This is a genomic window from Shewanella psychromarinicola, from assembly GCF_003855155.1.
In the GTDB taxonomy this organism is placed as follows: domain Bacteria; phylum Pseudomonadota; class Gammaproteobacteria; order Enterobacterales; family Shewanellaceae; genus Shewanella; species Shewanella psychromarinicola.
The window spans coordinates 3,210,428-3,223,883 of record NZ_CP034073.1; the positions used below are offsets into that span (position 1 = coordinate 3,210,428).

12 protein-coding genes are annotated in these 13,456 nt (G+C 43.4%); 6 read left to right on the plus strand and 6 right to left on the minus strand.

The window, feature by feature from the left end; all coding sequences use genetic code 11:
* Nucleotides 1–82: 82 nt before the first annotated feature.
* The 3 genes from EGC80_RS14125 to EGC80_RS14135 are packed head-to-tail and all read right to left on the minus strand — an operon-like array spanning nt 83 to nt 5,250.
* Nucleotides 83–1,075, minus strand: a complete 993-nt coding sequence (locus EGC80_RS14125; protein ID WP_101030757.1) for a peptidoglycan binding protein CsiV — start codon at nt 1,073–1,075, stop codon at nt 83–85.
* Nucleotides 1,065–4,601 (minus strand): transcription-repair coupling factor, encoded by a 3,537-nt coding sequence (gene mfd / locus EGC80_RS14130; protein ID WP_124014287.1) that lies wholly within the window; start codon nt 4,599–4,601, stop codon nt 1,065–1,067. Before mfd ends, EGC80_RS14125 begins: the two co-directional genes overlap by 11 nt.
* Nucleotides 4,602–4,653: 52 nt before the next feature.
* The gene (locus EGC80_RS14135) at nt 4,654–5,250 is read right to left on the minus strand and encodes a hypothetical protein (protein ID WP_124014286.1); all 597 of its coding nucleotides are present in this window, start codon (nt 5,248–5,250) and stop codon (nt 4,654–4,656) included.
* 157 nt (nt 5,251–5,407) lie between these two features.
* Between EGC80_RS14135 and EGC80_RS14140 the strand changes: the two genes are divergently transcribed.
* The 4 genes from EGC80_RS14140 to EGC80_RS14155 all read left to right on the plus strand — a co-directional run bounded on the left by EGC80_RS14140 (nt 5,408) and on the right by EGC80_RS14155 (nt 8,946).
* A complete protein-coding gene (locus tag EGC80_RS14140) occupies nt 5,408–6,652 on the plus strand; it encodes a lipoprotein-releasing ABC transporter permease subunit (RefSeq protein WP_124014285.1) in 1,245 nt (414 codons plus the stop codon).
* Complete coding sequence (gene lolD, locus EGC80_RS14145; protein WP_124014284.1) at nt 6,652–7,374, plus strand: lipoprotein-releasing ABC transporter ATP-binding protein LolD; 723 nt, start codon at nt 6,652–6,654, stop codon at nt 7,372–7,374. Before EGC80_RS14140 ends, lolD begins: the two co-directional genes overlap by 1 nt.
* Nucleotides 7,374–8,615 carry a lipoprotein-releasing ABC transporter permease subunit LolE gene (lolE, locus tag EGC80_RS14150; RefSeq protein WP_124014283.1) on the plus strand — a complete coding sequence of 414 codons (1,242 nt, stop codon included), beginning with the start codon at nt 7,374–7,376 and terminating at the stop codon, nt 8,613–8,615. Before lolD ends, lolE begins: the two co-directional genes overlap by 1 nt.
* Nucleotides 8,616–8,703: 88 nt before the next feature.
* Nucleotides 8,704–8,946: a DUF3624 domain-containing protein gene (locus EGC80_RS14155; RefSeq protein WP_101030777.1), complete on the plus strand. Its 243-nt coding sequence runs from the start codon at nt 8,704–8,706 to the stop codon at nt 8,944–8,946.
* On the opposite strand, the gene EGC80_RS23025 is transcribed toward EGC80_RS14155, so the two are convergent.
* Both EGC80_RS23025 and EGC80_RS14165 read right to left on the minus strand, forming a co-directional pair.
* Nucleotides 8,887–9,126 carry a siderophore-interacting protein gene (locus EGC80_RS23025; RefSeq protein ID WP_101030780.1) on the minus strand — a complete coding sequence of 80 codons (240 nt, stop codon included), beginning with the start codon at nt 9,124–9,126 and terminating at the stop codon, nt 8,887–8,889. The genes EGC80_RS14155 and EGC80_RS23025 overlap by 60 nt on opposite strands.
* Before the next feature lie 286 nt (nt 9,127–9,412).
* Complete coding sequence (locus EGC80_RS14165) at nt 9,413–9,922, minus strand: DUF2062 domain-containing protein (RefSeq protein ID WP_101030783.1); 510 nt, start codon at nt 9,920–9,922, stop codon at nt 9,413–9,415.
* Between the two features lie 76 nt (nt 9,923–9,998).
* Here EGC80_RS14165 and EGC80_RS14170 point away from each other — a divergent pair, with 76 nt between their 5' ends.
* A complete protein-coding gene (locus EGC80_RS14170; protein WP_267898644.1) occupies nt 9,999–10,937 on the plus strand; it encodes a ComEC/Rec2 family competence protein in 939 nt (312 codons plus the stop codon).
* On the opposite strand, the gene EGC80_RS14175 is transcribed toward EGC80_RS14170, so the two are convergent.
* Nucleotides 10,931–11,815, minus strand: coding sequence for an IS1595 family transposase (locus EGC80_RS14175; protein WP_124693443.1), 885 nt, complete (start codon nt 11,813–11,815; stop codon nt 10,931–10,933). The genes EGC80_RS14170 and EGC80_RS14175 overlap by 7 nt on opposite strands.
* A 68-nt stretch (nt 11,816–11,883) precedes the next feature.
* Between EGC80_RS14175 and EGC80_RS14180 the strand changes: the two genes are divergently transcribed.
* Nucleotides 11,884–13,431 (plus strand): DNA internalization-related competence protein ComEC/Rec2, encoded by a 1,548-nt coding sequence (locus EGC80_RS14180; protein ID WP_124013876.1) that lies wholly within the window; start codon nt 11,884–11,886, stop codon nt 13,429–13,431.
* The last annotated feature ends 25 nt before the right edge of the window (nt 13,432–13,456 follow it).

A 13,456-nucleotide genomic window follows, 5' to 3' on the forward strand; every position in this document is an offset into this window, starting at 1 on the left:
TGTTAACCATAAAATAAGCTAGGCTATGAATCAAAAAACCGGATCATATGATCCGGTTTTTTAGTCTTGAGTGCGTCAGCGGTTAACCGGTATAAGGTACCGGTTGGCTGGCGGAAGAACGCTCTGTTAAATCAATAGGTTTAATATTAGTGGGTTGGGCCATTTTACGAATTTGCATCACGATACCCAGTTGCGGATGATCAAAGTAATGGATCTCACCACTGCGAACTCGACGGTTTTGGATCAGCGGAATGCTTTCTAAGTAAGGTGCCAGTTGTTTCTTACCTTCAATATCTAACGCTGCATACTCATTAAATGCCAATGGACTCGATTCAACCATTTTCTGGGTGGGTTTACGCAAAGCCAAATTACTTTCAATATAAAGGTAATGACTGAGATAAATGTTAATCGAGCCGTCTAATTCCCATACGGGGTTAATCTTTGGCGCTTCATAAAAGTCACCTAAGGCACTTAAGTCTGTGCTAGGCATAGTTTCTGTTTGAGATGGTTTTTTGACACTTAAGCCATGATATTCAAAACTTTTTGAGAAATCCTTACCGCCATAAATACGTATTGGCTTAGCACGTCGGCGAGACTGCATATTTTGTTGCCAGGTTAAATGTACTAGGCTTTTAACATAAGGCTCGCGTTGGATAGTTCGGATTATGTCACTAAATTTACTTTGGCTCTGAGCCAGCAGTAATGGTCCTTGACCTAAGTGAGCCGTTTGTGGCTTGCTTGCTGCGACATCAAAGGGCACTTGGCTTGGGTGCGTTGCCGTACTTTTACTGATGTTAGGATCATTACAGTTACTGGCGTCATTGGTCCAGTCGGTTGAAGTACAACCCTTTAAGCCAACTGAAACCCCAGTTATGTCGGTACTGATCACTGGCGTAATGATATCCACAGTGTCTTTGCTGAGTTTGGGCGGCGTGGCATTGAGCCATTTTTCAACTGATGGTTGTTGGCGTTCAAATACAAACACTTCAACTTCAAACCATGATTCTGCATGGGCTGACACGCTGTGGGATAGCGCTATGATAGCGGCGATAGCAATCGCAATTTTACGAAGCACTATTTGTCTCCAAAATTTGATGTTTAGCGAACTGTTCAAGCAAGGTGTTGATTAACTCAAGACGCTCTTTGCTTGTCTCAGCAGGAATGTTGAACTTTAACTTATTTGGCCCGTCCATTCGATAGATTTGTGGTTGGTTTTGCAACAAACCAATAATAAACATCGGATCGACGTGATTTTCCTGACCAAATTCGACGCTGCCACCCTTGGCGTGCATTTCAATTTTGGTAATACCCAGTGCTGTTGCTTGATGTTTGTACAGTGTCATCGCCATTAAATTGCGCGTGGGTTGAGGTAACATACCAAAGCGGTCAATAAATTCGACTTTAAGCTCATCAAGCATAGCGTCGCTTTCGCAGTTAGCGATACGCTTATATAATGATAAGCGCATATTGACGTCACTGACGTAATCTTCTGGTAATAACGCCGGAATACGTAAATCAATTTCTGCTTTGGCGCTCATCATGTAGGCTAACGAAGGCTCTTTACCTTCTTTGAGGGCTTTTACGGCAGAGTCAAGCATTTCCATATACAAGCTGAAACCAATTTTTGAGATGTGGCCACTTTGTTCATCGCCCAGTAACTCACCCGCACCACGAATTTCTAAATCTTGGGTGGCCAGTAAAAAACCTGCGCCAAGATCTTCAAGCGCACTAATGGCTTCAAGACGTTTACGTGCATCAGAAGTCATACGCTTAGGATGTGGTGTCATCATATAAGCATAGGCTTGGTGGTGCGAGCGTCCAACCCGACCTCGAAGCTGGTGAAGCTGCGCTAAACCTAACATGTCGGCGCGGTCGATAATGATGGTATTGGCACTGGGCACATCGATACCCGTTTCAATAATGGTGGTACAGACCAGTACGTTAAAACGTTGATGATAAAAATCGGACATGACTTTTTCAAGATCGCGTTCGCGCATTTGCCCATGGGCTGCCACGACGCGGGCTTCTGGAATTAAGTCGCGAATGTTTTGCGCCGTTTTATCAATGGTTTCAACATTATTGTGTAGATAATACACTTGGCCGCCACGCAAAATTTCACGCAAGATAGCTTCTCGTGCAGTGGCTTTATCATATTCACGCACAAAGGTTTTTACGGCTAAACGTTTAGCCGGTGGGGTGGCGATAATGGATAAATCACGCATACCCGACATGGCCATATTTAAGGTCCGCGGGATAGGCGTGGCTGTGAGGGTTAAAATGTCGACATGGGCCCGTAGCGCTTTAATCTTTTCTTTTTGACGTACACCAAAGCGGTGTTCTTCGTCGATAACCAATAAACCGAGGTTGTCGAAGTTAGCTTCTGATGACAGTAACTTATGGGTGCCGATAACAATATCAACTTTGCCTTCAGCGAGTTGCTGGACCACACTGCTTTGCTCTTTGGCGGTTCTAAAGCGTGACATCACTTCAATCACGATAGGCCAATCGGCAAAACGGTCTTTAAAATTTTCGTAGTGTTGTTGGGCAAGCAAGGTGGTTGGTACTAACACCACCACTTGTTTACCGGCATTAACCGCGACAAATGCTGCGCGCATGGCCACTTCGGTTTTACCAAAGCCAACATCACCACAGACTAAGCGGTCCATGGCTAACGGCGCTTGCATGTCTTCAAGCACCGCATGAATGGCGCTTTCTTGATCGACAGTCTCTTCAAATGGGAAGCCTTGACTGAATTGGGCATATTCTTGTTCATCGATGCTCATTGCCTCGCCAGGACGTGCTTGGCGACGGGCGTAAACATCGAGCAGCTCCGCGGCCACATCTCTAATGCGCTCTATAGCTTTGTTCTTGGCTTTGGTCCACGTTTCGTTACCCAGCTTGTTGAGATGAGTATTACCGTCGCCACTGGCATTGTAGCGGCTGATAAGATGCAGTGATGACACTGGTACATACAGCTTGTCACCACCGGAATATTCCAGTTTTAAATATTCAGCGATTAAACCGCCGGTATCGAGGGTTTCTAATCCTTGGTATAACGCTACACCGTGTTCAAGATGCACAATAGGTTGGCCGACTTTAAGTTCAGCTAAATTTTTGACTAACACATCTGAGCTAACTTGCTTTTGTTTTTCGCGGCGGCGATGTTGCGAAATACGTTGACCAAACAGTTCGGTTTCACAAATGATACTCACAGCACCTTTTGCGGTGTCGGTTAGCACACAACCCCGCGCTAAAGGTGACACGATTAAGCCAATACTGTCTTTGGCGGCAAAGTAGTCGTTAAGATGAGCAAACTGTTTGGGGTTAATGCCAATCTTAGCAAACAAGTCTAACAAGGCTTCTCGGCGGCCTTCAGATTCAGCACTGAATAGGAGCTGTGGGTGTTGTTGACCATATTCTTGTAACGCAATCAGTGGCTGCTTTAATTTATGGTTGGCATTGATGTCGGGCAGCGTTTCAACGTTGGCGATAAGGGCCTGTGCTGGTAGGGCGACTTCTGCTAGCGGCTCACCGGCATTATTAGTGTCGGTGGCACTATATTGCTGCAGTAATTGAGTACGATTAAAGGATTTAAATGCCGCAAATAATTCATCATTAAGCAGGTAAAGCTCTTTGGGCGCCAACAAGGGTCTTAGTGGATCGACGCGTCGGTCTTCGTAGCGCACATTGACTTCATGCAAATGGGATAAGCTGGCTTTTTCAATATCGCCTATGGTGATGAGTTGACTGTTTTGTGGCAAGTAATCAAATAGGCTGGCAGTGTCATCGAAAAACAGCGGTAAATAGTTTTCAATGCCTGCAGGCATTAGATTACGACTGACAAGTTGATAAACCGATTCGGCTTCTTTTGAAATGATTTCAAAACGGCGACGATAGCGTTGCCTAAAGCCTTCAATGGCATGGCTGTCGGTCGGAAATTCTTTGGCTGGCAACATACGGATGGCATCACGTGCCATGCCTGAACGCTGAGTATCAACATCAAAAAAGCGGATTGATTCTACTTCATCATCAAACAGTTCTATGCGTAATGGTTGTGAAGAGCCAGTCGGGAAAATATCAATAATGGAGCCACGAATGGCAAACTCGCCATGTTCGTATACTTGGTCGACTAGATGATAACCTGTGTCAGTTAAATGTTGCCTAGCCTGTTGTAAGCCGTAAGTGTCGCCTTTTTTTAACACCATAACATTGGCGGTCATAAACGACTTTGGCGGTAATCGCACCATTAAGGTGTTTACTGGCACGATAACCACATTATGTTGGCTTTGATTGATATTGGCCAACGTTTCAAGTCGCTGTGAAATCAGGTCTTGATGTGGCGAGAAGCTATCGTAGGGCAAGGTTTCACGGTCGGGAAACAAACACACATTCACATTGATGTGGTTTAACAAATAACTCAGCTCCACCTCAAGTGACAAGGCGCTGGGCGTGTCATGGGTGACGATAATACTGGTGCCAGCATGGTTATTAATTAAATTGGCCAGGGTGATGGCTTGCGAGACCCCACCCAAGGTTGCCAAAGTTTGCGTTTGTTGGCCTTTTTTTACACTCGGCGGCGTGAGTACACTATATAAATTCATTAAAATCTTTTTCAGTTCCGTTTGCGATCAAGTCTTATAATAAGGCGAGGCTTCAGCTACGCTGTTTATCGATATTCTGCTTACGTTTTTTGAGCATTTTTTGCTGTACATTCAAACTTGCTCTGACTAATTGCTCAATATCATCTTCAAGTATTTGGCTAAATTCAAGTTCACAACGCCAAGAAGGTGTATCTGCAGTGTCATTTGTTGCTGCTGTACAGGTTCTAATTTGGCAAATACACAATAATGCGACTAACTCAGTATGCAAATAGATGTGGGTTTTAACGAACTCATTTGCGATTAACGGTCGTGTTGAGATAATGCTGATCCCACTACCGCCGAATTGATCGCCAGTAAATAACTCACCATCCTGAACTTCTTTTTCAAGCACATGTTGTAATACTAAATCGACCTTGCGTGATTGTAATTTTAAAAAGTCGACCACGGCTTTGGCATCATTATCTAGGTGGCGCAATTGCAACAGGCAGCTTGCTTCAAGACTTTTGACTTCTGTGAGCAGTTTTAAACCAACCGATTGCATGTCGCGTAGCTCATCATCAGTGGGTAAAGCGTGGCTTGGATCCCACGAAGTTAAGTACACATTAAAGTTGTGAGGCACATTAAAATAAGAATTGCTGTCAGGTATCAAGGTTTGCCTCTTTATTTATCACACTAATAGCCCTATTATCGTGCCCAACTTAATGATTTAGCAAGTCATACACGCTGGCTTGTTGTTTTCATAGTGTCATTTAGCCTGATTGTCTGACTAATACGCCCAAATGGGCGCACAGGATTAGTATTTTTTTATGAATTTAGGATTTTCATTTTTTATCGGCTACCGTTATTGGCGAGCCCGAAAAGCGAATGCTTTTGCCTCTTTTATTACCTTTTTTGCTGTATCGGGTATTTTTTTAGGGGTGACGGCATTGATCGTCGTCAGTTCGGTGATGAATGGATTAGAAGGCCAGCTAAAAAACCGTATTTTAGGTGCGGTGCCGCAGATGACCTTGATCAGTGACATGGGATTTAGAGATTGGCAGCAAAGTACCCAAAGTCTGTTGGCGGATAAATATTTATTACAAAATATTCGTGGCATTGTGCCAAGTGCGACAACCCAGGCCATGATCCAATCGAGCAGTAACATTCATGCCATTCAAATGTATGGGGTATATCCTGAACTTGAGCAATCCTTGTCGAGTATTGCGTCTCATACTTATTCTGATGCGTTTTCAACGTTACAAGCGGGGCAGTATTCAATTGTACTTGGCGTTGATCTTGCCCGAAAACTAGACGTGAGAGCGGGTGATAAGGTTAGGGTGTTAAGCGGTGATGGTGTGGTGTATTCGCCGATGGGCCCCGTGCCTAGCCAACGTAAGTTTACCGTTGCCGGTGTTTTTGAAATGGGCTCGCAAGTCGATTCTAGCGTGGCGTATGTGCATTATAAAGATGCGCGTAAATTGATGCGTAAAGACAGCAATACCATTAATGAACTGCGAGTGTATTTGAACGATCCTTTTTCTGCACCTGCGTTAGCGCCAAAAGTGGTTGCTGGATTTGCTAAGCAAAACATTGACATTCAAACGCGTGATTGGCGCCAAGATTTTGGCCATTTATTTGCGGCGGTCAAGATGGAAAAAAATATGATGTCATTGATGCTCAGTTTAATTGTGGCCGTGGCTGCATTTAATATTGTCTCAGCATTGGTGATGATGGTGGTCGATAAAACCACCGATGTTGCGGTGTTAAAAACCCAAGGGTTAACCACCACCTCGGTGATGACGATTTTTATTGTGCAAGGCTCGCTTAATGCGCTGTTAGGCTTAATGCTTGGCGCGATTGCGGGCATAGTGTTAACGCTTAATTTGAATGAAATATTAACCACTTTTGGTATTTCTATATTGGGCGTAGGTCAGACTCTGCCGGTGCAATTGTCATTAGCGCAATTGAGTTTTATTATTTTAGGCACCTTATTTATTACCTTATTTGCCACCCTTTATCCCGCGTTGTCCGCCGCAAGGGTTCAACCTGCTACAGCTTTGAGATACGAATAATGAGTCAGACACAACAAGCGTTATTACAGGTTCAACATGTCAGCAAGCACTATCATGATGGTGAAGTGACTACCCAAGTACTGTCGGGTGTTGATTTAACCGTTTATAAGGGCGAACAGTTGGCCATTGTAGGCAGTTCCGGTTCGGGTAAAAGTACCCTTTTACACATTATGGGGACCTTAGATATGCCCTCATCTGGTTCTGTATTGTTAGACGGTGAAGATTTATACCAATTGTCTAGTGCTCGTCAGGCACAAGTGCGTAATCAAGATTTGGGTTTTATTTATCAGTTTCATCATCTGTTGCCTGAGTTTACCGCGATTGAAAACGTCGCGATGCCTGCGTTTATTCAAGGCAGGGATAAAAACCAAGCCTTGATAGACGCTAAAAACTTACTTGAGCGTGTTGGACTAGGCCATCGTTTACACCATATCCCGGCGCAATTATCGGGCGGTGAACGTCAACGTGTTGCAATAGCAAGAGCATTGATAAACAAACCAAAGTTGGTATTAGCCGATGAACCCACGGGGAATTTAGACGCCAGCAGTGGTGATAATGTTTATCTGATGATCCGCGAGTTGGCGCAGCAGTTTGGTACCGCGTTTGTGGTGGTAACCCATGATCATAAATTAGCCGCGAAAATGGATCGCCAACTCACCATGAAAGACGGGGTGTTGCAGGTGGCGAGTTCAGTCACTACTGTGCCTGTAGGACAAGTTTAATGAGTAAGTGGTTACCGTTAACAATTGGCTGGCGTTTTTTTCGCGCCAGGCAGTCGAATGGCTTTATCGGCTTTATTTCATTTGCGTCTACTGCGGGTATTGCCTTAGGTGTTGGCGTGTTGATTGTGGTGCTATCGGCCATGAATGGTTTTGAAAAAGAGTTACAAGACCGCTTATTAGGCGTGGTCTCTCATGGTGAACTCGTTGGCGTTAATCAACCTATTGCCGATTGGCATGAAATTGCACAAAGTGCGGCCAAAATACCGCAAATTACAGGTACGGCTCCGTTTGTTCGTTTACAAGGTTTAGTACAAAAACCCGATGGTTTTCAAGGGTTAGTTGTCAATGGTGTTGATATTGAGTATGAGTCCGATGTGTCGAGTATTGCTGATTATATGTCTGCCGAGACTTGGCAGACATTAGCTGGTGATGAAAATAACATTGTCCTTGGCCGCAGTTTATTGACTAAATTGGGCTTAAAAGTGGGTGATACTCTGGCGATGTATACGCCAGATGCGAATAACCGTAAGTTAACGTCGGCCAAGAGTCATCGCTTTGTTGTCTCAGGTGTGTACACCTTGGGTGGTGAGATTGAGTCAACTCAAGCTTATGTGTCGCTTGATTATTTAGCCGATTTACTCGAGCTGGGCTCCGCGGTTTCTGGGGTACGAATTCAAGTCAATAATGTCTTTCATGCGGCGAGTATCACTCGTGATTTAGGTTTTGCCCAAGAGCAGTATTTATACATTAATGATTGGACTCGTAGCCAAGGGCATTTGTATCAAGATATTCAGCTTGTTCGTTTAGTTATGTATTTGGTATTAGCCTTAGTGATAGCCGTGGCCTGTTTTAATATTGTGTCTACCTTAGTGATGGCCGTACGTGATAAAGCCTCTGAAATTGCCATTTTAATGACCATGGGGCTTCATCGCGGCGCCATTATGGCCATTTTTATTATGCAAGGTGCTTTAAATGGGCTGATGGGATGTAGCATTGGTGGTGTGTTGGGTGTTGTGGTTGCTTATTATTTAAGTGATATTGCATCTGGAATAGAGCAGTTATTGGGTATTCAGCTCTTGGCATCAGATATTTATTTTATTGATTTTTTACCGTCGCAATTGCATGCTCAAGATGTGGTCTTGGTGCTGGTGATGGGATTAGTGATGAGTTTAGTGGCAACCATTTACCCTGCGTGGAAAGCAACCAAAATAGCGCCTGCCACCGCATTAGCGGGCAGATAGCTTATACAGAGATGAGCAAACATGGGTTAACTCGATTGTCAAAATACGCGTTTAAGCACCTTAGTGATGGCTTATAAGGATGGGGGTTATGCCTTGTAACCAATGCACTGATTCGGTTTTTAAACAAAAAATTGGTCGTTGTAAACGCTGCATGTGGCAGTTAACGCTACTGAGTTTAGTTACGTGGCCACTTTGGTGGTATTGCTATGCCGATACGCCCAAAACAGTCGAATCCATCGCGCTACTTTTTTTTGCTATTAGCTTTAGTGGCTTACTTGCCCTGCACTTGATTGTATGGACCTACCGTACCCTGACTCAACAGGAACCATAAGCTAGCTGGCCCGCCATTAATCACCACAGTACCACCCATTTTAGCTGATTGAGTCCAATCAGTGGCTGGGCCTCCATGTCTATTGATAACAATATCCAAACTAAGTTGGCCACGTTTTGGATCAAATTCCCTAATGGTGTATGAACGTTTAATGGCAGTATTAGGGTCGGTTAACGATATCGTTAGTGCTGTTTCTGCGGCTTGTAGTGGTCACACTTTTACATAACTTCCTTGCTGATCGGCAAGGACGTCGACCCGCAACTCGCCATGAAGCACTCAGCTGTGTAGATAAGGGTTGACTTGGATGATGTTGTTTATAGAGGTTAATTTGGCGGGTAATTTTTAGATATTGGGTTTTTCCCATTTTGCAAAGTTGATGGCGAAAAATGTAAATCAATACCTTTAGCATATTATTAAGGCCGCAGAAGCGGCCTTAATGAGAGTAAATGAGTCAATCTGTTGGAGACTATTGTCCTTTACGCTTTTGCCATTTAAATAAGATTGAATAGCGCCACATGCTTTTAATGACAACGTAGCCAATTAATGCCGACACAATGCCCAAGGCTAAACTGCCGATTAAAAAAGGTGGGCCTATGGTCGATAAAGACGCTTCAATCCATGCCCAGGTGGCTTCAAAATGAAATTCCTGCGCTTTATGTCCGAGAATTCTGGTTCCCAACAGATAAGCACCATAAAACATAATGGGCATAGTAAACGGATTCGTCACCCACACTAGGGCGACAGCAACGGGAAGGTTGACGTTAAACAGAATGGCAAATCCTGCAGCAACCACCATTTGAAATGGCAAAGGGAGCCAAGCCACAAATAGCCCTACAGCAAAGGCCCCTGGGGCCGATTTGCGATTTAACACCCATAGGTTGGGCTTGTGCAATAGTTTGCCAAACACCCGTAAATACTTATGCTCACGGAGTGTTTCTGCTTTTGGCATAAATCTTTGTATTAATTTTTTTGGCATATTTGTCGATTAATGTCTTTACTAATTCATTATGAATCGATTTATCTATGGCTTTTGCGCCTGTTCTTTATCAGCGATGTTATGGCCTTCGCTGGTACCTATAGGATGGTTACCTATTTTATTCTTGGCTATGGTTCTTTGCCTTCGCAAAGGGCCGCTTATGGCTGGTTGCTTATTCGCAGTCATTTGGCTAAGCCTGTTATTTCATTGTTTGTTTATGCATCAATATGCTGAAAAATCCCAACAAATTGAGTTTAAGGCGCAGATAGTATCACTAGTTAGCCAAAACCGCGACTGGATTAGTTTCGATGTGCGCGTTATTAATCAAGCTGATCAATACGCTTTTTTTGAGGCGTTGGCGCTTAATAATGTGCAGCGATACTACCGATTAACATGGCAAAAGCCAGATAAAATTGTTATTGGCCAGACATGGTTATTTAGTGCCAAGGTCAAAGGGATCTCAAGCATCCAAAACCAAGGTGGTTTTAATCAACAAAAGCAGTTCATTAGTCAGCATATTATCGCTAAAGGTCGTGTTAAACGAGCCGAACTGCTCAGTCACAGTATGTCTGTGCGTCAACAGGTTATTGATGCATTGTCACCCACCTTGGCACAATTTGCTCAGGGGGATATTTTACAAGCGTTGATTTTTGGAGATAAAAGCGGTTTAAGCGCAATACGATGGCAGCAGTTGCGTCAGACGGGAGCAGGGCATCTTGTTGCAATTTCGGGCTTACACTTATCGGTCGTTTTTGGTTTGTTTTACGCCATAATGATCGGGCTGAGTCGTTATGCTTTTTCTTGGCAACATTTAGGTAAAATTCAACTCGCAATGGTGATTGCTGCATTATTCACTTTTGGTTATGGCTATTTATCTGGTTTTGCTGTTGCCACGCAACGTGCATTATTGATGCTATTTTTGTTACTCATATTCAGCTTGATTAAACAATTTAGCCACCATTGGGATCGGCTCGTATATGCATTGTTTTTCATGCCTATGCAGTTGGCTCAGTAAGAATGTATTGGCGTGTGAATTATTGCCAAATTTAACAATCTGTTAGGTATTTCTCTTTCCATTTGTCTACGATTGAACCGATAACAGAACTCGCTCAGGTATTCTTGTAGGTACTTTCCTGAAACACCATGAAATGTCCCAAGTAAAAATGCCTTTAAGTTACCAATGGCAATATGAACCCAAGGCAGCCATTCATCAACAAGCTCACTGGGGGTAACCCTCGCTTCATGTTGTTGAGTCTTATCTATAATGTTCAACGCAGGTAAGCCGTCTGTATGCACTTTTTGCTGTCTCGTTAAGTGTTTGGCAACGAACTTTTCAACACTATCATGGCAAACGCTATTCACAGCCTGCATAGCAATAAATCCAGCTCTTTTTCCTTTGCTTTCAACGGCAACTAAAACAGGTGTTTTACCTTCTGCTCCACGTCCACGCTTGCCCTTCCTTCTGCCACCCACTAACGCATCATCAATTTCAATAACGCCTGACAGTCTATATAAGCTGTCTCTATGGCCCATAGCCGTTCTCAGCTTACTTAATATCAAACGTGCCGTTCGCCAATTAACTTCAATGTGCTTGCTCAATCTTAATGCTGAAATACTGCCTTTATCTGAGCCTAAAAAGTAGATTGCCCAAAACCACTTAGTGATAGGAATACGGCTACCGTGGAATAATGTGTCTGCTGTGACCGATGTTTGTTTATGACATTGACTGCATTCATATACATTGCGGGTTGTAAGCTCATAGGCATGCTCACAAGAGCATCTAGGGCAAACAAAACCATTAGGCCATCTCATTTTCTTAATGTGATTTAAGCAATCAATTTCAGCGCTGAATTGACGTTGCCATTCAAAAAAACTCGTTTCAGGCATTTTCATAGCAAATCTCACTTCTAGTCTTGATTTATACTATAAGAATAGGCCAAAACTGACTCAGATGCATAGGCATGTTGTTTTTTGTGCTGTTGGTCGATCCCTTTGCGTCGCTCGGTGCTGGGCTATGGTTGTCGTTTGGGGCTTTGGTGATCATTTTATTGGCGGTAAAATCCACCACTGTAGATCAACAACCTATGTTGGGCTCTGATCACGTTAATCAAAGTATCGATGTTCCTAAATTTGATATGACCGAACGATGCATACAAAAAGCTAAACAGGTAAAGGATAAGATACTGCATGGACTGAGTGTGTTGTGGTCCATTCAATGGCGTTTAGCGCTGTTCCTAGGTGGTTTGCAAGGCATATTATTTGGTGGAATTTCACCTCATAGTATTTGGTTAAATATGTTGCTAGTACCTTGGTTTAGTCTAGTGGTTATTCCGTTAACAATACTGAGTTTTTGCCTTTGGTTAGTGGCATTGTGTGTCATGTGGTTATTGGGCATAGATCTTGTTTCACTGCAAAGCCTTGGCTTGATGATATTTCAGTGGGCTAATATAAGTCTTGAGCCATTTGCGTGGTTATTACAGCTGAGCGATCATTTGCCGTTAAAACAGCTTGCGTTAACTGAACAGGAACTGGCGGGATTACTGTTTGTTTTTTTTGCAATTATCTTGTTGATGTTTCGGGGTTATGTGCCTAACAACCGTAAACTGGCTTTTCGCCTTTTGGTTGCCGTGCTCATGCTACCAATCATCGTGAGCAAGTTGGTGACTCACCAGATATTGTTTCCGCCATCGTCATCATCACGTTCAGCACCATGGCAACTTCATGTCATTGATGTGGCTCAAGGTATGGCGGTGGTTTTGCAACAAGGTCAACATGGGATTATTTATGACACTGGGGCAGCATATGGCGATTTTAGCTATGCGCAGCGTGCAATATTGCCTTTTCTGGCGAGCAAAGGCATCAGGTATATTGATTATATCGTGGTGAGCCATGATGATAATGATCATGCTGGTGGATTGAATGTGTTGCTAGATAAATTTCCGCAGGCGACATTAATAGCCGATTTTTTAACCTCAGCCTCAACCTTGCCTGAGTCATCACCCGCAGTGCAAGCTTGTGAAGGTGAGTTACATTGGCGTGGCGTGCAGTTAACTTTCATCAGTAATCATTTAACGACCAAGAGTAATGATAATAACCAATCATGCGTGGTTAAGCTGTCTGATGGCCAGTCTTCGGTATTGTTAACTGGAGACATTGAAGCCCCTAGAGAACAGGCATTAGTCGCCGCGAATGTTGATATTCAAGCCGATATCTTATTAGTTCCACACCATGGTAGCCGAACATCTTCTACCCCGGCGTTTATCGATAACGTTAATCCTCGATTAGCCATTTTTACTGCTGGTTTTTCTAACCAATATGGCTTTCCTAAATTGGATATTTTGACCAGGTATCAACAGCGAGACTGCAAAATATTACAGACGGGCCATGTGGGCCAAATTAGCATCAATTTCACTCATAATGATTACTACGTCACCACTTATCGGCAAAAAATGGCCCCATTTTGGTATAACCGTTTGTTTAGGTTTGGTGAGTCACTTAAAGCAGAGTAGAATATCACTTATGTTTGCTAGTTAA

What these genes read in the sequence shown, in the direction of transcription:
- mfd (WP_124014287.1), bottom strand. Translation starts at nt 4,601, where the DNA reads ATGAATTTATATAGTGTACTCACGCCGCCGAGTGTAAAAAAAGGCCAA.
- EGC80_RS14140 (WP_124014285.1), top strand. Translation starts at nt 5,408, where the DNA reads ATGAATTTAGGATTTTCATTTTTTATCGGCTACCGTTATTGGCGAGCC.
- lolD (WP_124014284.1), top strand. Translation starts at nt 6,652, where the DNA reads ATGAGTCAGACACAACAAGCGTTATTACAGGTTCAACATGTCAGCAAG.
- lolE (WP_124014283.1), top strand. Translation starts at nt 7,374, where the DNA reads ATGAGTAAGTGGTTACCGTTAACAATTGGCTGGCGTTTTTTTCGCGCC.
- EGC80_RS14155 (WP_101030777.1), top strand. Translation starts at nt 8,704, where the DNA reads ATGCCTTGTAACCAATGCACTGATTCGGTTTTTAAACAAAAAATTGGT.
- EGC80_RS14165 (WP_101030783.1), bottom strand. Translation starts at nt 9,922, where the DNA reads ATGCCAAAAAAATTAATACAAAGATTTATGCCAAAAGCAGAAACACTC.
- EGC80_RS14170 (WP_267898644.1), top strand. Translation starts at nt 9,999, where the DNA reads ATGTTATGGCCTTCGCTGGTACCTATAGGATGGTTACCTATTTTATTC.
- EGC80_RS14175 (WP_124693443.1), bottom strand. Translation starts at nt 11,815, where the DNA reads ATGAAAATGCCTGAAACGAGTTTTTTTGAATGGCAACGTCAATTCAGC.
- EGC80_RS14180 (WP_124013876.1), top strand. Translation starts at nt 11,884, where the DNA reads ATGTTGTTTTTTGTGCTGTTGGTCGATCCCTTTGCGTCGCTCGGTGCT.